This is a genomic window from Nocardia sp. NPDC006982 (genome assembly GCF_042869435.1).
Taxonomy (GTDB): domain Bacteria; phylum Actinomycetota; class Actinomycetes; order Mycobacteriales; family Mycobacteriaceae; genus Nocardia.
The window spans coordinates 906,401-926,683 of the sequence record NZ_JBIAFV010000002.1 but is presented as its reverse complement, the minus strand read 5'-3'; the positions used below and the strand labels follow the sequence as shown (position 1 = coordinate 926,683).

At 65.4% G+C, this 20,283-nt stretch carries 21 protein-coding genes and 3 pseudogenes; 9 read left to right on the top strand and 15 right to left on the bottom strand.

What is annotated here, in order from left to right:
• Nucleotides 1–44: 44 nt before the first annotated feature.
• Both ACFYOW_RS13135 and ACFYOW_RS13130 read right to left on the bottom strand, forming a co-directional pair.
• Nucleotides 45–530: pseudogene (locus tag ACFYOW_RS13135) on the bottom strand (transposase); the annotation flags it as partial.
• A 153-nt stretch (nucleotides 531–683) separates the two neighbouring features.
• The gene (locus tag ACFYOW_RS13130; protein ID WP_387287524.1) at nucleotides 684–1,247 is read right to left on the bottom strand and encodes a hypothetical protein; all 564 of its coding nucleotides are present in this window, start codon (nucleotides 1,245–1,247) and stop codon (nucleotides 684–686) included.
• A gap of 1,236 nt (nucleotides 1,248–2,483) precedes the next feature.
• On the opposite strand from ACFYOW_RS13130, the pseudogene ACFYOW_RS13125 reads away from it, so the two are divergent.
• Nucleotides 2,484–2,576, top strand: a pseudogene (locus ACFYOW_RS13125) (transcriptional regulator); the annotation flags it as partial.
• A 38-nt stretch (nucleotides 2,577–2,614) separates the two neighbouring features.
• Here ACFYOW_RS13125 and ACFYOW_RS13120 read toward each other — a convergent pair.
• Nucleotides 2,615–3,430 (bottom strand): TetR/AcrR family transcriptional regulator, encoded by an 816-nt coding sequence (locus ACFYOW_RS13120; RefSeq protein ID WP_387287387.1) that lies wholly within the window; start codon nucleotides 3,428–3,430, stop codon nucleotides 2,615–2,617.
• Nucleotides 3,431–3,680: 250 nt separating this feature from the next.
• On the opposite strand from ACFYOW_RS13120, the gene ACFYOW_RS13115 reads away from it, so the two are divergent.
• A complete protein-coding gene (locus ACFYOW_RS13115) occupies nucleotides 3,681–4,295 on the top strand; it encodes a GNAT family N-acetyltransferase (RefSeq protein ID WP_387287385.1) in 615 nt (204 codons plus the stop codon).
• A 316-nt stretch (nucleotides 4,296–4,611) separates the two neighbouring features.
• Here the strand turns inward: ACFYOW_RS13115 and ACFYOW_RS13110 are convergent, their stop codons facing one another.
• A complete protein-coding gene (locus ACFYOW_RS13110) occupies nucleotides 4,612–5,334 on the bottom strand; it encodes a TetR/AcrR family transcriptional regulator (protein ID WP_387287383.1) in 723 nt (240 codons plus the stop codon).
• A gap of 87 nt (nucleotides 5,335–5,421) precedes the next feature.
• On the opposite strand from ACFYOW_RS13110, the gene ACFYOW_RS13105 reads away from it, so the two are divergent.
• The gene (locus ACFYOW_RS13105; protein WP_387287381.1) at nucleotides 5,422–6,534 is read left to right on the top strand and encodes an FAD-dependent oxidoreductase; all 1,113 of its coding nucleotides are present in this window, start codon (nucleotides 5,422–5,424) and stop codon (nucleotides 6,532–6,534) included.
• Nucleotides 6,535–6,836: 302 nt separating this feature from the next.
• Here the strand turns inward: ACFYOW_RS13105 and ACFYOW_RS13100 are convergent, their stop codons facing one another.
• From ACFYOW_RS13100 to ACFYOW_RS13090, 3 genes are all read right to left on the bottom strand, one after another.
• On the bottom strand, nucleotides 6,837–7,154 hold the full coding sequence (locus ACFYOW_RS13100; RefSeq protein ID WP_387287380.1) for a DUF222 domain-containing protein: 318 nt from the start codon (nucleotides 7,152–7,154) through the stop codon (nucleotides 6,837–6,839).
• Between the two features lie 286 nt (nucleotides 7,155–7,440).
• Nucleotides 7,441–7,665 (bottom strand): hypothetical protein, encoded by a 225-nt coding sequence (locus tag ACFYOW_RS13095; RefSeq protein ID WP_387287378.1) that lies wholly within the window; start codon nucleotides 7,663–7,665, stop codon nucleotides 7,441–7,443.
• A 413-nt stretch (nucleotides 7,666–8,078) separates the two neighbouring features.
• Nucleotides 8,079–9,050, bottom strand: coding sequence for a zinc-binding dehydrogenase (locus tag ACFYOW_RS13090; RefSeq protein WP_387287376.1), 972 nt, complete (start codon nucleotides 9,048–9,050; stop codon nucleotides 8,079–8,081).
• Nucleotides 9,051–9,132: 82 nt separating this feature from the next.
• On the opposite strand from ACFYOW_RS13090, the gene ACFYOW_RS13085 reads away from it, so the two are divergent.
• Both ACFYOW_RS13085 and ACFYOW_RS13080 read left to right on the top strand, forming a co-directional pair.
• On the top strand, nucleotides 9,133–9,786 hold the full coding sequence (locus ACFYOW_RS13085) for a TetR/AcrR family transcriptional regulator (protein WP_387287375.1): 654 nt from the start codon (nucleotides 9,133–9,135) through the stop codon (nucleotides 9,784–9,786).
• On the top strand, nucleotides 9,783–10,244 hold the full coding sequence (locus ACFYOW_RS13080) for a VOC family protein (RefSeq protein WP_387287373.1): 462 nt from the start codon (nucleotides 9,783–9,785) through the stop codon (nucleotides 10,242–10,244). Before ACFYOW_RS13085 ends, ACFYOW_RS13080 begins: the two co-directional genes overlap by 4 nt.
• Before the next feature lie 501 nt (nucleotides 10,245–10,745).
• Here ACFYOW_RS13080 and ACFYOW_RS13075 read toward each other — a convergent pair.
• Nucleotides 10,746–11,336 carry a dihydrofolate reductase family protein gene (locus ACFYOW_RS13075; RefSeq protein ID WP_387287371.1) on the bottom strand — a complete coding sequence of 197 codons (591 nt, stop codon included), beginning with the start codon at nucleotides 11,334–11,336 and terminating at the stop codon, nucleotides 10,746–10,748.
• A 2-nt stretch (nucleotides 11,337–11,338) separates the two neighbouring features.
• Nucleotides 11,339–11,755: a VOC family protein gene (locus ACFYOW_RS13070; protein WP_387287370.1), complete on the bottom strand. Its 417-nt coding sequence runs from the start codon at nucleotides 11,753–11,755 to the stop codon at nucleotides 11,339–11,341.
• Between the two features lie 1,310 nt (nucleotides 11,756–13,065).
• Between ACFYOW_RS13070 and ACFYOW_RS13065 the strand changes: the two genes are divergently transcribed.
• The gene (locus ACFYOW_RS13065; protein ID WP_387287368.1) at nucleotides 13,066–13,503 is read left to right on the top strand and encodes a DoxX family protein; all 438 of its coding nucleotides are present in this window, start codon (nucleotides 13,066–13,068) and stop codon (nucleotides 13,501–13,503) included.
• A 442-nt stretch (nucleotides 13,504–13,945) separates the two neighbouring features.
• Here the strand turns inward: ACFYOW_RS13065 and ACFYOW_RS13060 are convergent, their stop codons facing one another.
• On the bottom strand, nucleotides 13,946–14,785 hold the full coding sequence (locus tag ACFYOW_RS13060) for a dienelactone hydrolase family protein (RefSeq protein WP_387287366.1): 840 nt from the start codon (nucleotides 14,783–14,785) through the stop codon (nucleotides 13,946–13,948).
• A 74-nt stretch (nucleotides 14,786–14,859) separates the two neighbouring features.
• On the opposite strand from ACFYOW_RS13060, the gene ACFYOW_RS13055 reads away from it, so the two are divergent.
• Nucleotides 14,860–15,885 (top strand): GlxA family transcriptional regulator, encoded by a 1,026-nt coding sequence (locus tag ACFYOW_RS13055; RefSeq protein ID WP_387287364.1) that lies wholly within the window; start codon nucleotides 14,860–14,862, stop codon nucleotides 15,883–15,885.
• A gap of 476 nt (nucleotides 15,886–16,361) precedes the next feature.
• Nucleotides 16,362–16,841, top strand: coding sequence for a hypothetical protein (locus ACFYOW_RS13050; protein WP_387287362.1), 480 nt, complete (start codon nucleotides 16,362–16,364; stop codon nucleotides 16,839–16,841).
• A 226-nt stretch (nucleotides 16,842–17,067) separates the two neighbouring features.
• Here the strand turns inward: ACFYOW_RS13050 and ACFYOW_RS13045 are convergent, their stop codons facing one another.
• The 4 genes from ACFYOW_RS13045 to ACFYOW_RS13030 form a co-directional block, all read right to left on the bottom strand.
• The gene (locus ACFYOW_RS13045) at nucleotides 17,068–17,298 is read right to left on the bottom strand and encodes a hypothetical protein (protein ID WP_387287360.1); all 231 of its coding nucleotides are present in this window, start codon (nucleotides 17,296–17,298) and stop codon (nucleotides 17,068–17,070) included.
• 569 nt (nucleotides 17,299–17,867) lie between these two features.
• A complete protein-coding gene (locus ACFYOW_RS13040) occupies nucleotides 17,868–18,110 on the bottom strand; it encodes a DUF2871 family protein (protein WP_387287358.1) in 243 nt (80 codons plus the stop codon).
• Between the two features lie 50 nt (nucleotides 18,111–18,160).
• A complete protein-coding gene (locus tag ACFYOW_RS13035; RefSeq protein WP_387287356.1) occupies nucleotides 18,161–18,598 on the bottom strand; it encodes a DUF4267 domain-containing protein in 438 nt (145 codons plus the stop codon).
• A 136-nt stretch (nucleotides 18,599–18,734) separates the two neighbouring features.
• Nucleotides 18,735–19,100, bottom strand: coding sequence for an antibiotic biosynthesis monooxygenase family protein (locus tag ACFYOW_RS13030; protein WP_387287354.1), 366 nt, complete (start codon nucleotides 19,098–19,100; stop codon nucleotides 18,735–18,737).
• A gap of 79 nt (nucleotides 19,101–19,179) precedes the next feature.
• Here ACFYOW_RS13030 and ACFYOW_RS13025 point away from each other — a divergent pair, with 79 nt between their 5' ends.
• Nucleotides 19,180–19,668 carry a MarR family winged helix-turn-helix transcriptional regulator gene (locus tag ACFYOW_RS13025; protein ID WP_387287352.1) on the top strand — a complete coding sequence of 163 codons (489 nt, stop codon included), beginning with the start codon at nucleotides 19,180–19,182 and terminating at the stop codon, nucleotides 19,666–19,668.
• Nucleotides 19,669–19,815: 147 nt separating this feature from the next.
• Here ACFYOW_RS13025 and ACFYOW_RS13020 read toward each other — a convergent pair.
• A pseudogene (locus tag ACFYOW_RS13020) lies at nucleotides 19,816–20,247 on the bottom strand (Tn3 family transposase); the annotation flags it as partial.
• Nucleotides 20,248–20,283: the final 36 nt, after the last annotated feature.

The following is a 20,283-nucleotide window of genomic DNA, read 5'->3' as shown; positions in this document are numbered from 1 at the left end:
CGGCCGGTCGCCGAGAGATATCGGAAGTCTGTAGGTCGGCTATTTCAGGCGACTCGCGTTCGGGTGCGGTCTGCAGGGCTGGTTGACGGCGTGGGGGTGATGTCACGGGGCTTGCCCTTGTGGAACAGCGCGCCGGCGCGGACGAGTGCGACGAGTTCGGGTGCGTTGACCTCTCGCCAGCGGGCCTGTGCTGCCTCGATCAGTTTGTAGGCCATGGCGATTCCGGCCGCGCGTGAACCCGGGCCCTTGGTGACCTTGGTCCGCAGCCGCACGGAAGCGAAAGTCGACTCGATCGGATTTGTGGTCCTCGAGTGGATCCAGTGCTCGGCCGGATATTCGAAGAAATCGAGCAGCACGTCCAGGTCGCCGGTGATCTTGGCGACCGCCTTCGGATACTTTGCGCCGTAGTCGATCCCGAACGCCTGCACCGCCAGTTGCGCCTTGCCGATGTCCTCGGCCATGTAGATGTCCTTCATCGCCGCAAGCGCGCCCGGGTGCGCCGATTTCGGCAGCGAGGCAAGCATATTCGCCGACAAGGGTGCAGGGCCGATGGTGGCTCAGGCGATCGGCATCGCCCGTGCGGCCGGGATGAGTCGGGAGATTCTGGTCCGCGAGGATTCAGCCTGTGGTGGCCGGTCCGTGATCGCTGCGAGCTCTCCCGATTCGTCGCGCCCACAGGTGCATCAGCTTCCGCGCGTCGCATCCACTACACACCCGTCCACGGCTCGCACCCGCTCGTCTCCCGGCGAAATACTCAGCGGTGACGACGAGGCTTTCGGGAATTGCGAGTTGATCCGTGCGCCACCGGTGGAGGCGAACACGATGTGGTCGCGCAGGATCCACACGTCCGAACGCTCTTGCATCTGTCCAGATGCGTCGACTGTCGTCGCGCCGAAGAACGTGAGACGACCGTCAATGATCACCGTGGCATTGGTGAACCGGTAGCCATCCATGGTCAGGCCCGCCTGCACCTGCGCGACGACATTTTCCGACGCCGGCGCGCATCGCGGATCCGACAGGGAAACCGGCGCAGCGGCCGGTGTGGTTTGCTCAGCGGTAGGTGCTGAGCTGCTCGTTGTAGTCGCCGCAGTCGATTCCGACTCTTCCTCACCCAGGCCGAGCGCCTTTGAGATGAGCACGACGACGACTATCAGTGCGAACACACTGACAACGCTGGTGATCAGGGCGCGTACCACAGCCTTGGATTGTTCGCGTATGCCAAGGCGTTCATCTGGTTCGATGGGCATGGGAATACCTCTGTGCGATTGACGGATTGAGACTGCGCCGCGAGCACCTATTGCCCCTGCGCACGAGGCGGGGAAGCATCCTGTTCACGGCACGCCATGGCTACGTTAGCGCTATAGGAACCCGAGTAGCTCGCTGATCTTCACTCATGAAATCGTTCCACGACGCGACCAGCAGTAAAGCGCTACAACAAGTTTGGCCGACGTGTGGTCCTGCCTGTCTCGTAGTGCCGGGGGGAATGTGCTTGAAAGTCCGAGACGGAAGTCGGGAGGGCTGTACTGATTCATCGAATCCGCGACCTACCGGTCGCGTGGCCCTGGCGGTGGATCGCCTGCATTGTGTTCACGGGCCCCATGGTCGCCGACACGAACTGTCGCATGTGCCGCTACCTCGACCATCGCCTCGCGAACCCCAAGCCGGTGCGGGCCGGATGCCGAGCCGCCGCAGGCACGTTGCTGGTCGAGGATGAACTGGAACTCGTTGCGGGCAAGCGGGGCGCGACGAAACTCGGGTTTTGCTTGATGCCGCGCGGGCGATGCGTGCCCGGACCGCAGCGTGACGCAGCGCCGATACGCGCGTCCACCGAGTACAAGGCATTCGCGGGCATTGTTGCAGACGGTCGAATCTGGCAGCGGCACAACCGAAGCCGGACAGCCTATGGGGTCATCGACGGTGCAGATGATCAGTTCTCGGCCACTGAGACTGCTGCCGAACATGCTCGTACCCATCGGAATCGACCCGGTCGCGCCGCTCCGCGCGGCCACGTGGATCCAGAGCCGCGGCTGCGATCCCAAGCAACACCAGCACGACGATGACGCCCACGATAGATCCGCCGATCAACAACAACTGTTTCCCTATTCCCTTGACAGGTGCGCGGCGCGAATACCGCCACCAGTGATCCGATAGTCCTTGCGGCACAAATACTTCCATGCCATACCTCCACAAACCGGCCCCGCCCGTGTCGTTTGCCACCGTTGTGGGTTCTGACGCAGCGTGATCACCTCGGGGGCGCTGGATTTCCGTGTTCAAAGGTCGAGATGATCGTGGCCGTGTTCGGGGTTGACGGCGTCAGGAAAGTGCAGGCTTCTCCCGCGGGAATCGCCCAGCAGGACGCCGCTGTGCTTGACCAGCAGTCGTAGCCGGTTGCTCAACACGATCTCGGTGTCGTGCTCGCTGCCGCCGCCCGGCGTGATCGAGCTGCAGAGTGTCTACTGAGGTTATCTACAAACCGCATCGCGATGCTGCCCGCCGAGCGTGGCATCTCGCGGCGAGAGCTGTCCGAGGCGCTCGGGGTGCACTACCAGACGGTCGGGTACCTGCAGGGCGGTGAGCGTAGCCCGAGCTTGCATCTGGCGTTGCGGATCGCGGCCTACTTCGAGATGCCGGTGGAGGTCATCTTCTCCACCGCGCCCTTTCTGCGTTTGGGCTCCGGCGCCGAATCCGCTCGAGCGTCAGCGGGTTCGGGTAGGCCGAAGCGGGCCGCGATGCCATCGAGGAGCAGGGCCAGGGCGGATTCGAAGAGATCGTCGAATTCGAGTGCGAGCCTAGCTGATTCGGGGCCTGGCGCTGCTGTGGCGGCGCGTTGCGACGTAATGCTGATGCCGGTCCCGTTCCGCTGACCAGTGAAGTCGGTCAGCTCGTGCAGGATCGGATAGCTGTCCGGCGTCACCAATTCCGTTATCGCGCGCCAGGTTTCCTCCGAAGGTTCCAGCACGGTGCGCTCGGTTCGCTCCTCCGACAGGGGCAGCATCGCCAGTCCCTGCACCAAGCCGGACACCGAGAGGTAGATCGACAGCACGGCCTCGCGCGGCACGCCGGGCTGATTCAGCGCGGCGAAAGTGCGTTCCAGGATGTCGAGCAGGGCCGGGCCGACCGGCGGGCGGGTGCGCGCCAGCGTGGGCAGCATCCATGGATGCCTGTGGTACAGCTGCCATTCCTGGCGCGCCTCGTACCCGATCCGGTCCCGCCAGTGCGTCAATTCCGCGGGCGGGTTGGGTATTTCGGTGAGCACCAGGTCGACCATCGCGGTGAGCAGCGCGGTCCGATCGGAGAAGTGGCGATAGAGCCCGGTGGTGGCAATGCCCATCTCGGTGGCGAGGCGCCGGACGGAGAGCCCGTCCATCCCCGCCCGGTCGGCCAGCTCTACCGCCCCCCGGACAATGCCCACCGTGGTGAGCTCGGTCACGGGGCGACGTCGCGGGGCGGCGGGGAGTTCGGCCCGGCGAGCCCGGTACGCCCTGGCCTGACAGGAGCGGGAACAGTACCGCCGCCTACGGCCCTTGGCTGCTTGGACGATCGCGCCGCCACAATTCGCACAGAGCATGTTCTGATCCCTTTTTCATCACACGCCGGAAGTGTGACGAAATAATAGCAATTCCTGGTTTTCCATCTACTTTGGCCAGTACACACAGTGTTCCGAATTCAGGAGGTACGCCATGACCGACGGCCAGTGGGTGCGCCGAGCAGAGCTGTCCGAAGTCGCCGCGGTAGCGACCGCTTTCGCCGAAGCCAGCCGGGATGAGGCGGTCTCCGCCTGGGTGACGGACGGGCATCCGGAGATCATGACGGCCTTCGAAAAGGACTATGCGCCCATTCTGATCGAGGAGACCATCGGCCGGGACGAAGTGTGGATCGCGGGCACCGGTAGCGACATTCGCGCGGTTTCGCTGTGGCAGCAGGTGGATTCGATCGAGCGGTACCAGGAAGAGGCGGCGCAGGCCAGGACCAGGGCCGAGGGCAGCGACCTGCGACCGCTGCACCGGATGGCGGCGGTCACCGCCCTGCTCGCCGAACACCATCCGCGGGAGTTCCCGCACCGCTACCTCTACGCCATTGCCACCGTGCCGCAGTGGCGCGGGCACGGCGCGGGCACGGCCATCATCGGCAACAGGCTGAAAGAGGCAGCAGCGCAGGGTCTTCCGGTCTACCTGGAAGCCAGTACGGTTCGCTCGTCGCAGCTCTACGAACGCCTCGGCTTCGCCCGCACGGGTGCGGCGCTCCCGCTCCCCGACGGCGGCCCCACCCTGTGGCCGATGTGGTTTCGCGGCTGAGCCCCGCACCGAAATCAGCGCAATGAAACGCATTGCGCACCATCGCCCGTCGGCGATCCCGAGAGATGTGTCGAACCTGCCCGAGGCGCCGTCCCAATGATGGAGGGGCCGGTGCTGGCGCGAATTGCCTTGGGGATTAGTTGCTGTAAGGGCGTCGGGCATGAGTGGCATGGTCATCGAGGTTCGGATGCCGGGTCGTCTTGTTCTTGGCGGAGGTCGACTCGATGTGGCGTGCCCACGGCGTCGCGGTGAAGTAGTGCGCTCAGGGGCGTCGATGATCCTCCCTGGGCCGGCGGGAATAGGTGGCCCCGACGCGTCAAGCCGACGGGCAGAGGTTGTCCAGGATCAGCGCGAGGGTGAACGCGAAGCGGTCGCGCCCGGTGCCGGAGGTGAGCTCGGAGGCATAGCGCCGGGTCTGAGGGAAGGTGTCGGCGGGGAGGGATGTGAACCGGCGCACCAGCTCCTCGCGGCTGACGACCCACTCCTGATCCGGGTGTTTGCGCCGCTGCTGGACCAGCGACTGCTCCAGGGCGTAGGCGCTGACGTAGAGGGAGATCGCGTCCAATGCCCATGCGGCGGTGCGGGGTTCGACTCCGCCCGCGAGCGCGATCGCGAACAATCCCTCCCGGACCCGCAGTGCCTCGAGGTTGGTGGGGACCATGGCCAGTGCGGCGCGCGAGACCCCGGGGTATTTCAGGTATTGGTCGCGGATCTGGCTGAACACGTCGAGGAGCTGACCGCGCCATTCGGCCGGATCCGGTTCGGGCAGCACGATTTCGGCGCTGAGCCTGCCGACCAGGAGATCGTCGATATCGTCCTTGTTGACGATGTGCGCATACAGCGATGAAGGCCCGGTGCCGAGCACCGCGGCGACCCGGCGGATGGTCAGCGCGTCGTACCCCTCGGTGGCGACGACCTTCAGCGCGGCGTCGGTGATCCGGCCGACTGTGATGGGTTCCTTGCGGGGCGAGGACGCCGCGGTGTCGTCGGCGGATTGGGCGTGACGAGCCGCTCGGCGCTGTCGGGGAGCTGCGGGCATATCGGCCACTATAGCTTGACACGAACTAAGTTCGTCAAGTAGAACAATGTTCGTAACTATAGAACTTAGTTCGTACGGAGGTGCGTGATGCGAGTTTCCGTTATCGGAGCCGGTCTCGGCGGCCTGTGCCTGGCACAAGGCCTGCGCGGAGCCGGGATCGAAACCCAGGTGTTCGAGCGGGATCCGGCGATCACCGCCCGGTTCCAGGGCTACCGGCTGGTGCTGAACCCGGTGGGCTTCGACGCGCTGCGCGGCTGCCTGCCTCGGCGCTGGCACCCACTGCTGGATGCCGTGGTCGGCGACGCCTACGGCGAGCGCCTGATCCTGGACCCTCAGCTCAACCAGATCGGTGAGCTCGAACCCGGCCGAAACGCCATCGTGGTCGACCGCGACGTGCTCCGCCACCTGCTGCTCACCGGCCTGACCGTGCACACCGGCGCCGCACTGACCGGCTACGACCTGCTGGCCGACGGCCGGGTCGAAGCCCGGTTCGCCGATCGCGACCCGGCCACCGCAGACCTGCTCGTCGGCGCCGACGGCGTCAACTCCGCCGTCCGATCAGTCCTGTCCCCGCAGACCACCCCGACCGACACCGGCGTCCGGTTCGTCATCGGCCGCACACCGCTGACCGAGCAGTTCACCAGCCTGTCCCGAGCCTTCGGCTCGAAGGTCGCCGGAGACGGAGTGAGTCTCCTGCTCGGCGCGATGCGTTTCCGCACCCCACCGAAGGAGGCCGCCGAAGCGTTGGCCCCCGAAGTGACCCTGCCCGACATCCACGACTACGTGCGCTGGGCAATGATCCTGCCCCCGAACGGCTCACTGGGCACCGAAACCTCGCAGGAGGCCGTGCTGTCCAGAATGCCCGGCTGGCACCCAGACCTGCGCGCACTGATCGAGCAGTCCGACCCCGACAACAGCACCCTGCTCTCCATCCGAGTAGTCGAACCCGGCCAACGCTGGACCCCCGGTCCGGTCACCCTGCTCGGCGACGCCATCCACGCCACCTCACCGACCGGCGGCAACGGCGCCAACACCGCCTTGCGCGACGCCGACCTCCTCCGCCGCACCCTCACCCAGACCCCCACCCTCCTCGACGCAGTCGACAACTACGAACGCCAAATGCTCGACTACGGCGCCGAAGCCGTCCGCTTCAGCCTCGCTGCCCTCCCCGCCTACACCTCTCAGACGGAACAGCCCTGACCCTCGGCTTGCCGAAGATCACCAGACCCGCACCCACTCGGTCAGGGCTGCTCCGCGACGAGGCCGCGAAACCGATGTCTCGTACCCTGGAATCGGCATGTCAGTGCACGCACGTGGCCGAGATGACTCGCCGCGTTGACCTTTGGCCGTCCAGCGGCAGTTCGAGCCGCGCCTCGAGCTCGAACAGAAACCGCTACCTCATCGGCTGGGGCGGCCGACCGGCCCAGTCCCAGCTGAACCGGGTTCAGCGAATCGGGCCGAAAAACACCGTTGGATCCACCGTCCCGCACCCAGGCTCGGCCTCAACCTGCCGCCGTCAGCGCCCTCCACGCTTTTCTGGAACGCGAGCGGGCCTGCGGAGCGGTGTATTCGATTCGCCGACGCGCCTCGGAGGCGCTGATCCGCAGCAGATCACTCAATAGCTCCGCTGTGTCCCGGTAGCCGGTGTCGGCGGCGAGACCGCGGCGCTCGGCCTCGGCGACGGCCGCGACCATGGCCGCACCCAGTCGACGCCGACGGCGTTCGGTTTCGACGAGGGTGCGCAGCAAGTCGACATCGGCCAGTTCCGACCATCTCCGTGTCGGAGCATCCGGTGCCACTGCAGTCGAATGTGTGTTCACCCGAACTAGCCTACCTCATACTCGAACATGTGTTCGATAACGGTTTGGCTGGGTACGCCGTGTTCGGGCAGCACCGCGACAGAGTGTTGGTGACGGCCGGGCTGGATGCTCGGGCTGTTGTTGCGCGCCGTGCCGAGGTTAAGCCGAATCCGACCTCGCCGCTCACAGATCGACAGAATGCGCATCGGGAAACGATGCCAGCCAACCCATTTCGGGTAGCCAGTTGACACGCGGTAATCGGCATGAGAATGCGCTCGGCGCCGTGAGCGTATGGGCCGGTTCCGTATCACAGTCCAACCTCTGCAACAAAGCGGGTGCCTTTGGCATGCTGGTAGCATATTGCAATGGGATCTGTTGCACAGCAGATGTTTTCGGTCTCGACCAGGTTGTTCACCGACCGTCGTTCGGTGGGCGACCAACAGTTCCCGGTTGGCTCGCCGAAGTCGTGCGCGGACCACACCACGCCGTCAATCAGGTCTTGGCACAACATACGCTCAACCACCTCGTCCACGTAGACCTCATCACGCTGTCGGACCTGGACTCCGAAGCGCGCTCGAAACGTCTGTCGCCTTCAGCGGTCGAGATGGACTACCAAACGCAGCGAGATCGCCCCAATCCGATCGCCATCTCTGGCTCCGCAGAAGACTCCTACGGGTTTTTCCTCGACTTCGAGGGGTCCTGGTGCTCGCCACTCGCGGACGCGTTCGGCAGCACCGAGCAGGATATCGGCACACTTGCCACCGACGCTGCATCAAAGGACGGTTATACCTTTACGCGCACGACCAAGATCCACGCAGCCAAGCCCGGCGTCTACCGAGACGGGCGCGCATATCCGAATTCAATGGGGGAGGCGGGTGCCCGCACTGTTTCGCGCGATCAACGGCATGTGCGTGCGTTGGTATTTGCGGTGAGAGGCGGTGTCGCCTATTTCGCCGATGGTGTGAGCGCGATTCTGCCGAATACCTCGCCGGTTTCCATTTTCTGGTGCGCCAGGACAGCTTGTTCCAGGGAAAGCGTCTCGTGCACAACCGCTTCCAGTTCGCCGCGAGCCGCAGTGGCGAACAGTTCGGCGGTCGCGGCGCGTCGGTCGGGTGCGGGCACGGTGTCGGCGCTGAAGGTCGCGAATGACATCGACTTCTTGAAGGCCGCGACCATTTCCGCGCCGAAGTCCGCCGGTGGCATGCCTGCCATTACTCCAACGGCCACCATGCGACCGTTCGGCTCGAGCCTGGTGAGGAACGACGGTAGATCCGCGCCTGCGGCGATGTCGATGATGACGTCGTAGCCCGCGGGAGCGTTCTCTGCACCCCGGCCGGCGCGGTCGAGCACGTGGGTCGCGCCGAGCTTGCGCAGGCGATCGCCGCGCTCGGCCGATGAGGTCGTGACCGCGACCGCACCGGCGCCGCCACGAGCAGCGAGCTGGACAGCCATGACTCCGATGCCACCGGCTGCGCCACGCACCAGCACCGACTCGCCGCGCGCGAAATGCGCATGGCGCAAAGCGAAGTGGGCCACCATTGCCGAGGTGCCGAGTGTCACCGCATCGACAGCCGACATGGTCTCCGGGAGGGGGACGAGCGTCTCGGCCGAGGCGACGGCGCGCTCGGTGTAGCCGCCGCTCTCACCGGTGAACGCCCACACGCGCTGACCGATCCACCCTGTGTCGACACCCTCGCTGACCTCGGTCACGGTGCCTGCGACCTCTTGGCCGGGGATGTGACCGGGCGTGGCTCCGTAGGCAGCCAGCGCGCCACTTCGGATCAGGGCGTCGATACCGCCGACGCCGATCGCCTCGGTCGTGATCAACACCTGTCCGGCGGCCGGTTTCGGGTCGGGGAGCTCGACCATCGCGAGGACCTCGGGACCTCCGAACGCTGTGACCATCACTGCATGCATTGGTTTCTCCGTGTTCTGTTCGATCGGTACAGACCAACCGAACGTAACGGACACCCCCGTCCGTTTAGCTAAAGTGAGAGCGGTGACCACTCGTTTGCCTCACAGCCTGCGTTCCGACGCCCGGGACAACCGCGAACGCATCCTCGACGAGGCGCGCGCGGTGTTCGTCGCCAACGGCCTGGACGTGCCGATGCGGGAGATCGCCCGGCGCGCCGAGGTCGGCCCAGCCACCCTCTATCGCCATTTTCCGACCAAGGAGATGCTGGTCGCCGAGGCATTCACCGATCAGATGCTCGCCTGCCGGACCCTCGTGGACGAAGGGCTCGCCGACCCCGATCCCTGGCACGGCTTCTGCCTCGTCGTCGAGAAGCTCTGCGAACTGCAAGCCCGTGACCACGGCTTCGCCGCGGCCTTCATGTCCGCCTACCCGCATGCGATGGACTTCACCGCGATCCGCACCTCCTCGCTCACCGGCGCCGCCGAACTGATCCGCCGCGCCAAGGACACCGGCCGCCTGCGCCCCGATATCGGCCTCGACGACCTCATCCTCATGATCATGGCCAACAACGGCATCCACGCCGGCACACCGGCAGCACGAATCGCGGCCTCCCGCCGCTTCGCCGCCCTCATGATCCAAGCGTTCCAAGCCTCACCGGCGTCCGCACCGCTACCACCGGTGCCACGATTGATGCCCGCGATGCCCCGCCGCAAATCCGACAGGTCAATCACAGGATGACCGAAGGGCGACACCCGGTCGTCGGGTACTGGGCGCAATACGCTGACACCGTGCACTTGGAACTGATCACGATTGTGGTCGCGGAGTACGACCCGGCCATCGACTTCTTCGTGAAGGTCCTCGGTTTCGAGCTGATCGAGGACTCGCCCTCGCTGACCAACGACGGCCGCCCGAAGAGATGGGTTGTTGTGCGCCCGCCCTCCGCTTCCACGGGCATCCTTCTGGCCCGAGCAGATGGCGACCTGCAACTCCCCGCAATCGGCAACCAAGTGGCCGATCGCGTCGGATTCTTCCTCCGCGTCGATGACTTCGATGAGGCATACCGTCGAATGACCTCTGCGGGAGTGGAATTCGTGACCAAGCCCCGAAATGAGCCCTATGGACGAGTCGCCGTCTTCCTCGACATCTCCGGCAACCGGTGGGACCTTCTCGGTCCATCGGAACCGCCCACAGCATGACCCCGGATCCGGTCCGACTCATCTGGACATCGGCAATACCGAGCGTTCCTTGGGTCCCCTGCATGATCGCCGCCAGCCTCCAGCCGCCAACAAAACCTCGGAACCGCCATCTATAGCTGGGGGTCGCATTGACACTGCGTGCCGCCTCGAACGGTGCGGCCAACTATCGCTCTGATTGGCCAACTATCGTTCGTCGTCACACTGAAATCGTCGATGAGGAGGGGTAGTGACAGATAGCGTGATCAGCCACAGCGTGGTGGTGGTCGACGCACCAGTGCGCCGTGTTGTCTCGAGTCAATTTTTGCCTGGATCTCGCTGGTCGTGGGGTTGATGCCATAGGTGGCAAGATCACCTGAGAGTGCTCGGTAATGCCGAATAGCATGTGAGAGAACGGCTGAGCGCCCGTCCGTAACTGGGAAAATGGAACTGTGCCCCGGATAAATGGTCCAGGTGCCACCGGACCCCTGACCTCGAGAGCATCGATTGTCAGCAATGCGGCTGTCATGGCTGTTGCCCGTCTCGATGGACTACGCGGTAACGCAGATGTGTGGCGCCGCGGCCTTCGAGCCGGCGGACGAGTTCCAATTCGATGTGGCCTTGTGCCGTCGGCTCGAACAGGCGCCGTCCCTCACCCAGCAGTACGGGGACGAGGTGCAATTCGAGTTCGTCGAGCTGGCCGGCTGCCAGCAGAGCCCGTGCCGCGCCCGCGCCGTGGACCAGCACGGCTCGATCTCCCGCTGCTTCTCGGGCCTCGTCGGCACACGCGTCGACGTCGGTGTAGTACTTCGCGCTGCCCGGTGGCACGTCGGCCGGGTCGATGGTGTGGGTGAGCACGTGGATCGGCACGCCGTCGTGGTGGTCGCCGTTCCATCGCTTGGCCAGCTCGAACGTGCGGCGTCCGGATATCACGGCGCCGGTGGACGCGGCCTCGGCGTACACCTGCCCGTTGACCCCCTCGGACATCCGGTCGTCGAGCCAGTCGAACAGCCGCCCGCCGTTGCGACCGAGTTCCTGGCCCGGCCGGTCGTCCGGCCCGGTGATGTACCCGTCGACCGACACGGACATGTAAAGGCGGAGCGGCGTCCTGTCCATCCTCAATTTCCTTTCTCCGGCCAGTCGGCGGCGGTCATGCCGTCGGTGTGGCCTGCTGGCCACTGGACGAGTTCGATCCGGCGACCGTCCGGGTCGGCGAGGAACGCCGTCTTCAGGCCGTCATCGCCGTCGTGCCCCGGGGCGACCGGCTCGATCCCGTGGCCGGCCAGCACATCGAGCGTGTGGGCCATCGACGCGACCTGCACGACAACATGACTGACGTCGGTACCCCGGTCGACCGGGTCGCCGTCGTGCACCAGCTCGACGGTGACGAACTCATCGTCAGGGAGCTTCAGCATGGTCAGATGCCCGATCGGCGTCTCGGGCACACTACCGACGACCTCGTAACCGATAGCCGTGTAGAACGACAGCGACCGACCGAGATCGGTCACCCGCAACCCGATGTGCAACGTTCTCATCCCAGTACCTCCTTTGCCTGCGTCGATCATGCTGCGACCTGGATTCTTACGGCTATCCCTCTCACTGACGTTCGAAAGACGAAATACCCTGTCGCGCAGCCAAATACGTGACGCATAAAGGCAATGCCGCACATCTCTGAACCAACCGCCGCAGTCGGACTGGCGAATCCGCGTCCAACACGCTTTCATTGTCATAGGGGAAGATGCGCGGATCGGCCTGTAACGAGGTCACAACTCAATGCCAACAAGCGTTTTCCGGACGCAAAGGCCACTGGCCCGCGTCTGGCCAGATCCCTATCCCTCAGAATCGGCTGCAGCGCCTCCCCTGTCGCTCGCCGACACCGACGGGCCGCCTTCGACGTCACCGGTGGAAAAGTCTCATCCTGCACCCAATCAGGTTGTCGCAGATGGATAGTCGTCCAAGTGAACCGTCCACCGAAGCCGGTCACGAGGTATCACCCCCACACGAGCCCACATACCCAGTCGACGTAGGCGCGCAGGCTCTCGGCAAATCACGACGCTGGTACCTCATACAGCTCAGAACAGGCAACCTACCGGGACATAAGGCAGGCCGGACGTGGTTCCTCACCGCCTCCGACATCACCGCCGCAATAGACCAAACCAGCAAACCAACGAAGCGGCTCCCCCGCCCGGACGGCACACCCTCACCAGAAACGACCGACGAAGCCGACTACCCCGAACAACGACGACCACGCCGCCGGCCTCGCCGACGAATTCCACCCCAGCACAACACCTGATAAGCACCCTGCCGCGCTGAAAACCGACAGCGCAGCAGGGAACCGCACGGTCTGGAGGAGACCGCCAGGTGTTGCCCTGCACCTGCCTCCAGGCGGTGCCCACCAGCAACAACGCATCTGTCCGTTGCCAGTTGATCTGGTGTGGGGTCTCGCCGATGAGCTGCGGTACGTCAGGTATGGGCAGATTGTCGCGGTCGGTTTCTGCCGGATTGGTGACGCAACCCGAGGTGCAGCAGGCCAGAGTCTCATTTCGAGGGAGCTAGGTCAGCAGGGTGCGGAAGGGAGTGGATCGGTGCCGGGATTCGAGCCCCGTGACGCAGGTGACATCCGGTGACCTCATGGGCCGAGATCTCGCCGGACGATGTGCAGCTCTACGGAATCCGGCGCTGAGCCAGTACCGCAGGTAATGCGGCCCCGAGCCAGTACAACCAAACCGGTGGTTCAGCAGCGGTTCCGAAAATCTTCGCGGACAGCGATGATTCCTCCGACGGTGCTCCGTCCTATCTGTTGAACGCGCTACCAACCCGGCGCGACCGACCAGAAGGAACAGAAATGACCACCGCCAACCCCACCGCCGACTTCTCCAACGACGTCAACGACCGCCCCGGCAAGATCGGCAACCGCGTCCTGTGGACGCTGCAGATCCTGCTCGGCCTGTTCTTCATCATCGCCTCCGGCGGGCCGAAGCTCGTGATGCCCAACGCCTTGATGGACAACGCTCCCGAGAATCTGACCATCCCCCTCGGGCTGCTCGTCTTCATCGGAGTTGCGGAGGTCGCCGGCGGTATCGGTCTGATGGTGCCACGGCTCAGTGCCCTGGCTGCCGCGGGTCTGTCCGTTCTCACCGTGCTCGCCGCAGCGACGCAGGCTTTCATCGCCGACAAGCCCTCGATGGGGATCTTCCCACTGGTGCTCGCCGCGATCTTCGCCTGGATCGCCTACCAGCGCCGCGCCACCATCGCCGATCTGCGCACCTCGCTGTCGCGATGACACATCCATAAGCACGACCGGCGATCGGTGGTCTACCCACCGATCGCCGGTCGTGCGTTCACGGATCGATCGCCCGTCGGGTTGGCGGCGATCGATCCAGCGGCCATCTGGTCCGCGGCGCCCGGCCGGGCGCCGCACCAGGTGGCCGTTGTCGCGTCCGGGCGTAAAACGACTCACCGAGGCCATGCGCCAGGCCCGCGCCGATGCTGCGTCCTGGGAAGCCATCGGGCGCGCGGCCGGATGACCCGGCAATCCGCGCACAAACGCTGCGGGTCTACGCGTTGAACAAGCCTGCCCCAGGGGTGGTGTCCCTCCGATCGAGCTCACGTTGGCAGCGCAGGAATATCGGCAACGAAAGTAGCGCTAGCGCTCAGGCGACACGTCGGCGGGTTTGTGGCCTGCGATCCAATCCCTCAGGAGTACCCGCTCGGTAGACGCTGTGTCACTGCGGCGGAACGCCCGGAGTCAGCCGGGCCACGAGAAAGGCGATGATCTCGTCGCGGGCTGCGGCGGTCGGCTCTCCCGTCGCGTCGACCAGGTGCGCGGTGACCACACTGTGCGGGCAGCCGACGATCTGCGAGAAGAACGGCGGCGGAGTAGGATTGGCCGCTTCGGTGGGCAGCACCCGCGGCTCGAAGCGCGGGCCCAGTGCCTCGGCGTAGGCGGCGAAACGCTGCTCGGTGCAGAAGCGGTCACCCTCGAAGCGATAGGCGCGCACCACGAGATCATCGCGATCGAGCCGCTCCCGCACGGCCGCGAGCTCACCGGGCGAAATCTCCAGTCCGCCGGGCTCATCCAGTGGCAGCGACGGCTGGCACAGCACCGGCGCCAGCATCGCGGGTTCGAGCATCATGGTGAGCGCGAAATTGCCGGTGAAGCACATACCCAGCGCGCCGACGCCGAGACCGCCGCATTCGCGATGAGCCAGGGCTGCCAGCGCACGCAGCCACACCGCGATCGGGCTGGACTTGCCCGCGCCGAAGGCCCGGAATTCCGCGCTGACACAGGCTCGTTTGAAGACCTCCATACCGGCCTCGGCCTCCGGATAGGCACCGTCGCGGCCGAACAGTGACGGCAGGCAGACGGTGAGACCGGCGTCGCGCACCCAGCGGGCGAAGCGGGCCACATCGGGGCTGATGCCGGGCATTTCCGCCATGACGATGACCGCCGGTCCCATGCCGCTGACGTACACCGTGCGGGCTACTCCGTTGAGCGTGATCGACCGGGGTGCGAAATCGGCGAGGTTGTCGTCGAGAGAATCCTGTGGGGGAGATTGCTGCACACCTGAAACCCTGCCGCAGCACGTCAGCACACTGCCACTGGCGAGATCGCCACTTTTCGGTCTAATCTCGCCACATGATTACCCACCTCGCGCTCGACGGTGTGCTCGAGGGTGCGCTCGGCCTCGGCATCGACATCGTCGACACGGCGGCTGGGATCGCCGGTGACACAGCGGGCGGGCGGCTGCGGCAGCGCGTCGCATCACTCGACGGGCTGCCGGTCCGATCCAGCGGCGGGCGACTGATCAGCGTCGATGCCGAAACCCAACTCGGCTCAGCGGAGTTCGAACCTGGCGACATTCTGGTGCTGCCAGGGCCGTCCGCGTTCAGCGAAGCGCGTGTCGACGAACTGCTGATGAGCCCCCAGACCATGCAGGCGGTCGAAATCATCCGGCGCGCCGCCGAGTCCGACGCTACGGTAGCCGCCTCCTGCTCAGCCGTTTTCGTGCTAGCGGCCTCGGGGCTGCTGTCGGGCCGGGCCGCCACCACTACCTGGTGGCTGGCGCCCCTGTTCGCCCGCCGCTTCCCGGATGTCACCGTGCACGCCGATCGCATGGTGGTCGACAGCGGCGAAATACTCACCGCCGGTGCGGCTTTCGCCCACACAGATCTGCTACTGACGCTGGTCGCCCGCCTCGGCGGCGGTGCACTGGCCGAGCAGGTGGCCCACTACCTGGTGCTCGACGCCCGCATGTCGCAGTCGCGCTACATGGTGCTCGAGCATCTACGGGCCACCGACCCGGCGCTGCGCGCCGTGCAACAGCACGTGCACGCCAATCTGCATCGGCAACTATCGCTCGACGAATTGGCCAGGGTGGCAGCGGTTTCTCCGCGCACCCTGACCCGTCGCATCCGCGACCGTCTCGGCGTCTCACTCACGGAGTACGTCCATCGCCTCCGGGTCGGGCAGGCGGCCACCCTACTCACGACCACGCGCAAACCCGTCGACGTGATCGCGAGCGCAGTCGGTTACGCCGATCCGGCCGCCTTCCGGCGCATCTACCGCAGGCACACCGGCGAGACACCGACCGCCACCCGCACCCGCGCGGCCGAATCGACCTACCTCAACGTGCCACAGAACGGCGAAGATTCCGTGCCATGAACTGCTGAAGGTCACAACCTCACTGGCGCCGACCTCACCAGGATTTGCTACGCCAGCAGGACCATCTGGCCTGAAGGCTTTACCCCGCCGCACCCACCGAGCTGCCCTCCTGCGACCCGTTGACCGCCAGAGACCCCTCCATGAGGGATGCCGCGCCCCCGATGGGGAGTGGTCGGCACGGACCTCCAGGGTTTCGGTCGCGTCAGTGGTGTCATGTCAGTGCTCCATGCGATCGTGAGCTGTCGATCGATTCTGGGGTTCTGGTAGGAATCGTCGAAATCCAACCTCCAAGCGCTGTTCGATAGGTGTTCTGTCGAACCCAAATCATCGAGGCAGCACCGTCGGTCGAACGGGACACGCCTAGCTCCGTCGAGGCGTCGAGCACTGCGTTTCTCGTGATGAGAAGTTACTGACACATCGCCCAATCGCTACTGCCCGCGCGGTAGGTTCGCGCGAAACGAGAAGGGGATTGGGCTATGAAAGACCCGCATGGTCAACCAGAGTTGCCGAAGCCCGACCTGCGGGGCGCGACCGCGGTCACCGCGGCCTTCATCGGGCTGATCCTCGGTGTGCTGACCGGAATCGCCGGAATCCTGTGGATCCTCTATGTAGTGGCCGGCATCGAAGATAGCGCCCGCGAATCGTCAGTCGAGATTGGCCAGTACACGAACCAGATCATCATGGGGATCGTCGCCGTGGCCGTCGGCCTGCTCTGGTACGTCGGCGGATTCCTGCTGCTGGCGGAAAAGACTGCGGGCCGAGTCCTGTTGGTCCTTGCGTCCGGGGTGGGGCTGATCGCGAGCATCGCGCAACTGTTCAACAGCGGTTTCGCCTACTTGTTCATCCCGATCATGGTGAGCCTGCTGATTCTCGTCCTGTGCGTGGTCCCGGCAACAGGCCGCGGGATCGCGGCGGACGAATCCGAGCCGAATCCGCTCGCACACGGCCAGGACTAGTACTGAATTCGCCCACCCGAGGGCGAGATCGGTGAAGCGCGAAGCCAGCTGACCGCCAGCCATTCGTGGCTGTGAAGGTCATCAACGACGATCGGCCTGTGAAGGCCGGTCGGCCTGATCCGGCTGCAAGGCCAGCCGCTACGCGAATTCGTTGGATTTTCGGCGACCTCACCAGTCGGGGACCCCGAAGGGGATGGCGTGTTGAGCGCCTGGTCGTGGACCGGGGTCAGGCGGGGACGCCGGTGTACAGGTCGTAGGTGCCGTCGGCCTGGAGCTCGCAGACGTAGTGGGTGCCTCCGGTGCTGGGTGACTGGCCGTCGGCCTCGCAGGCGGACAGGGTGGCGTAGTTGCCGATGTAGGTGCCGCCGGGGTTGGCCGCGGCGATGCCGGTGACGAGGGCGGCGGTGGCGCCGACCGCGAGGAGACAGGTGGCGAGGGTGGTGGCGATCTTGTTCATGGCTGTCCTTTCGGTCGTTGTGTCGAGCATCAAATACGGAACGGTCTGTTTGTGAAGATTCGGAGCCGCTAGGGTAGTGACCTACTCGATCGCGGGGCCGGCACGATGACGGTGCGCGGTGTCGGAGCCCACCGGGAAGGCTCGGCTCGATCTCGACTGATCGAGCTGTGGTGTTGCAGGTTCGAGCCGTCGACCTCGTCGAACTCGATGATGTAGAGGTGTCGACGCAGCTGCCAGAGGTTGTCGGCGTAGGGCGGAGGTCGTTGGTGCGGTCAAGAACGGCCACCGAGAAATAGGCGCGCAGGCGCTGTGACACGAACGAAAACGGCCACGCCGTGATGGCGCCGCCCAGTTGGCGATTTACGCCCAACACGTAACTACGCAGCGCGCCCGACCGCAGTCTGACCACCGATAACATGCCATCGCACTGGTTCTCGTCGGCCTGCGCGGAGTCGACTTGCGTGAGCCGACCATCGAGAGGCACATGGTCCACCGGCGAAGACGCAAACGCGTCGGCGTTTCCACCGCCACCACGAGGACGGCCGACCGGTGCTCAGGACACTGATCGCCTACAAGGTGTTGTAGACGGTGAAGAACCAGCGATAGGCGCGGGTGTCCGACAGGGCGAGTTGGTGTTCGAGCACGAGGACGATCAGGAAGAACAGTGTTCCCAGCGCCAGCAGGTGAGTGTGGACGACGGCGAGTCCGGTCTTGCCGGTGAACTGGTGGGCTTTGGTGAGTTCGCGGTAGACCAGGCTCGATGGCAGTCCCAGTGCGGTATAGCTGACGGCGGCCCAGTAGAGCTGTTTCATCGAGTCCTCGTTCGCGAAATATGGTGCGGTCGTTCGGGGGTGCGCAGACGTCAGGCGGGCTGCGCGGCGGGCGCTGGGGCGGCAGCCTTCTGGGCCCTGGGCGCCTTGCTGGTTTCGCGGACGATCAGCAGGCCCGTGACCGCGATCAGGGCGGAGGTCAGGCCGTGGACGCCGAGCGCGGTGGCCGTGGAGCCGTGGTGGGCCAAGACGTTGATCATGTCGCCGAACGGGGCAACGGCCGTCATCAGCACGACCCAGCCCAAGGCGTGGCGCTGGCCCGTCACCAGCAGGATGCCCATGCCCAGGCCCATCGCGAGTTCGCGGCTGCCCTTCACGATGAGGAAGCCGCCGCCGTCGCCGGCGGGCCAGTGCGGTAACCCGAAGCCCGGTGCGGACGTCGCGGGGGCCGCGATGAACGAGATCGCGAGGTAGAAGGTGAACAGGACGACGGCGGTGGCCAGGACGGTGTTGAGGTTCTTGCGCGACATGGTTGTTCTCCTGTGACGTTGAGACAGCGAGCTGTTGTCCGGCAAGGCATCCGGCCCTGCCGAGGGGTAGTGCCCGGCCGGCTGCGCTCTCGTGCGAGTCGGCCGGGCGTTGAGTCTTTGCGCTACCGGTCAGCTGTCACTGGGACAGCACGTCGCCGGGGCCCAGCTCGAGGGCGAGATGGTAGATCATCGGTCGTGCGGTGAGGTCGAGATCGTTCTGGATCCGCAGCGTCAACTCACGCCATTCCGCAGTGCCGAGGGCGTTGCGCAGGGCGGTGCCGCTGTCCCAATCCCCGACGTTGACGAAGACCGCCTCGGCCGCCTCACCGGCCGCCTGGAACATCCGGGTTCGGCGGAAACCGGCCGCGGCCGCCATGTACTGGGCGCTGTCGCGCCAGCGCTGCAGGAACAGGTCCCGCTGTGCCGCGGGTACCGACATCGTGTTGATCACCGTGACCGGGGCGTCGGTGTCAGGGACGGAGGGGGTGCTGGGGTTCGTCATATTGTCACGCTAAATGACAATCGCACTAAATGTCAATACTGTTAGATAGCAATAATGTTGAGTTGCTAATGTGGGAGTCATGACGAACCGGCCGCTGGACTCGCGCGGGGCATTCCTGTTCTCACAGATCGGTTTCCACGTGTCGTACCGGCTCACCGAGCAGCTGGCGCGATTGGATCTGGACCCGGCCCACTTCGCGGTCCTCACTCAGCTGGCCGCCGCGGATGGCCGCAGTCAGCAGGAACTCGCGGATCTGCTGCGGGTGCACCGCAATGCGATGGTCGGACTGGTCGACGAGCTGGAGGAACGCGCACTGGTCACCCGGCGACCACATCCGGCCGACCGGCGCGCACACGCGGTCCACCTCACCGACCACGCACGCGAGGTGCTCGGGGCGATCCAATCCGAGGCCGACGCACTGGAATCGGAAATCCTCGCCCCACTCGACGAGACCGAGCGGGCTCAGCTCCTTCCGCTACTTCAACGCATCGCCGCCCACGCGGACCTGCCTCCCGGAGTGCACCCCGGTCTGCAACGACGGCGCCGCGCACGCCGACAACCACCGTGAACTCAGACCGCCGAACAACGTCCGAGCACCCGGGCCCTACTCGGCGCCGGCCCCCGGGGACCCCTGGGCACCGGACCGGAGTGCGGCAATTGCCGCATAGCGCTCGGTTCGAAACCGACGTCGAACAAGACCGTGACCGTCGGGATATCAGAATAGTGTGTCGCGCATTCGGAGAGGCCGATAGCCGGTCGGCCCGAGCTGCGCCAACTCGGCGTCGATGTCGACCTCGATCGCGCCGAAGAAGTTGATGTTCTCCGAGTGAGCCGGGGACACATGTGCCAGCACCTCGTCGTCCACCCGGCGGCCTTCGCGGCGCATCTGCTCCACCGCGAGACCGAAATATTCTGTCGTCCAGGCGATTACCGCATTCGCGGCGAGGGTCAGGCACCACATTTGTTCGGCTTGGTCCTCGAGGTGCCGTGCCCGGATCATGCCCTCGTGGGCGTCGAGCAGGTAGCGTTTGAGGGCGTGGAGCGACTCGCCCCTGTTGAGCCGGCGAGCGATCCTGCGCCGATAGTCCGGATCCGACAAATAGCGGGCGGCGTAGATCCTACGACGAAGGGGCCCGTGGTGACACAGGTCGTGACACACACGTATACGCCAGGGTAGCTCACG

Bases quoted from the DNA above. Each gene is read 5' to 3' on its own strand.
- ACFYOW_RS13130 (WP_387287524.1), bottom strand. From the start codon at position 1,247: ATGCCCATCGAACCAGATGAACGCCTTGGCATACGCGAACAATCCAAG.
- ACFYOW_RS13115 (WP_387287385.1), top strand. From the start codon at position 3,681: ATGACCGACGGCCAGTGGGTGCGCCGAGCAGAGCTGTCCGAAGTCGCC.
- ACFYOW_RS13110 (WP_387287383.1), bottom strand. From the start codon at position 5,334: ATGCCCGCAGCTCCCCGACAGCGCCGAGCGGCTCGTCACGCCCAATCC.
- ACFYOW_RS13105 (WP_387287381.1), top strand. From the start codon at position 5,422: ATGCGAGTTTCCGTTATCGGAGCCGGTCTCGGCGGCCTGTGCCTGGCA.
- ACFYOW_RS13090 (WP_387287376.1), bottom strand. From the start codon at position 9,050: ATGCATGCAGTGATGGTCACAGCGTTCGGAGGTCCCGAGGTCCTCGCG.
- ACFYOW_RS13080 (WP_387287373.1), top strand. From the start codon at position 9,783: ATGACCGAAGGGCGACACCCGGTCGTCGGGTACTGGGCGCAATACGCT.
- ACFYOW_RS13075 (WP_387287371.1), bottom strand. From the start codon at position 11,336: ATGGACAGGACGCCGCTCCGCCTTTACATGTCCGTGTCGGTCGACGGG.
- ACFYOW_RS13070 (WP_387287370.1), bottom strand. From the start codon at position 11,755: ATGAGAACGTTGCACATCGGGTTGCGGGTGACCGATCTCGGTCGGTCG.
- ACFYOW_RS13065 (WP_387287368.1), top strand. From the start codon at position 13,066: ATGACCACCGCCAACCCCACCGCCGACTTCTCCAACGACGTCAACGAC.
- ACFYOW_RS13055 (WP_387287364.1), top strand. From the start codon at position 14,860: ATGATTACCCACCTCGCGCTCGACGGTGTGCTCGAGGGTGCGCTCGGC.
- ACFYOW_RS13050 (WP_387287362.1), top strand. From the start codon at position 16,362: ATGAAAGACCCGCATGGTCAACCAGAGTTGCCGAAGCCCGACCTGCGG.
- ACFYOW_RS13045 (WP_387287360.1), bottom strand. From the start codon at position 17,298: ATGAACAAGATCGCCACCACCCTCGCCACCTGTCTCCTCGCGGTCGGC.
- ACFYOW_RS13040 (WP_387287358.1), bottom strand. From the start codon at position 18,110: ATGAAACAGCTCTACTGGGCCGCCGTCAGCTATACCGCACTGGGACTG.
- ACFYOW_RS13035 (WP_387287356.1), bottom strand. From the start codon at position 18,598: ATGTCGCGCAAGAACCTCAACACCGTCCTGGCCACCGCCGTCGTCCTG.
- ACFYOW_RS13030 (WP_387287354.1), bottom strand. From the start codon at position 19,100: ATGACGAACCCCAGCACCCCCTCCGTCCCTGACACCGACGCCCCGGTC.
- ACFYOW_RS13025 (WP_387287352.1), top strand. From the start codon at position 19,180: ATGACGAACCGGCCGCTGGACTCGCGCGGGGCATTCCTGTTCTCACAG.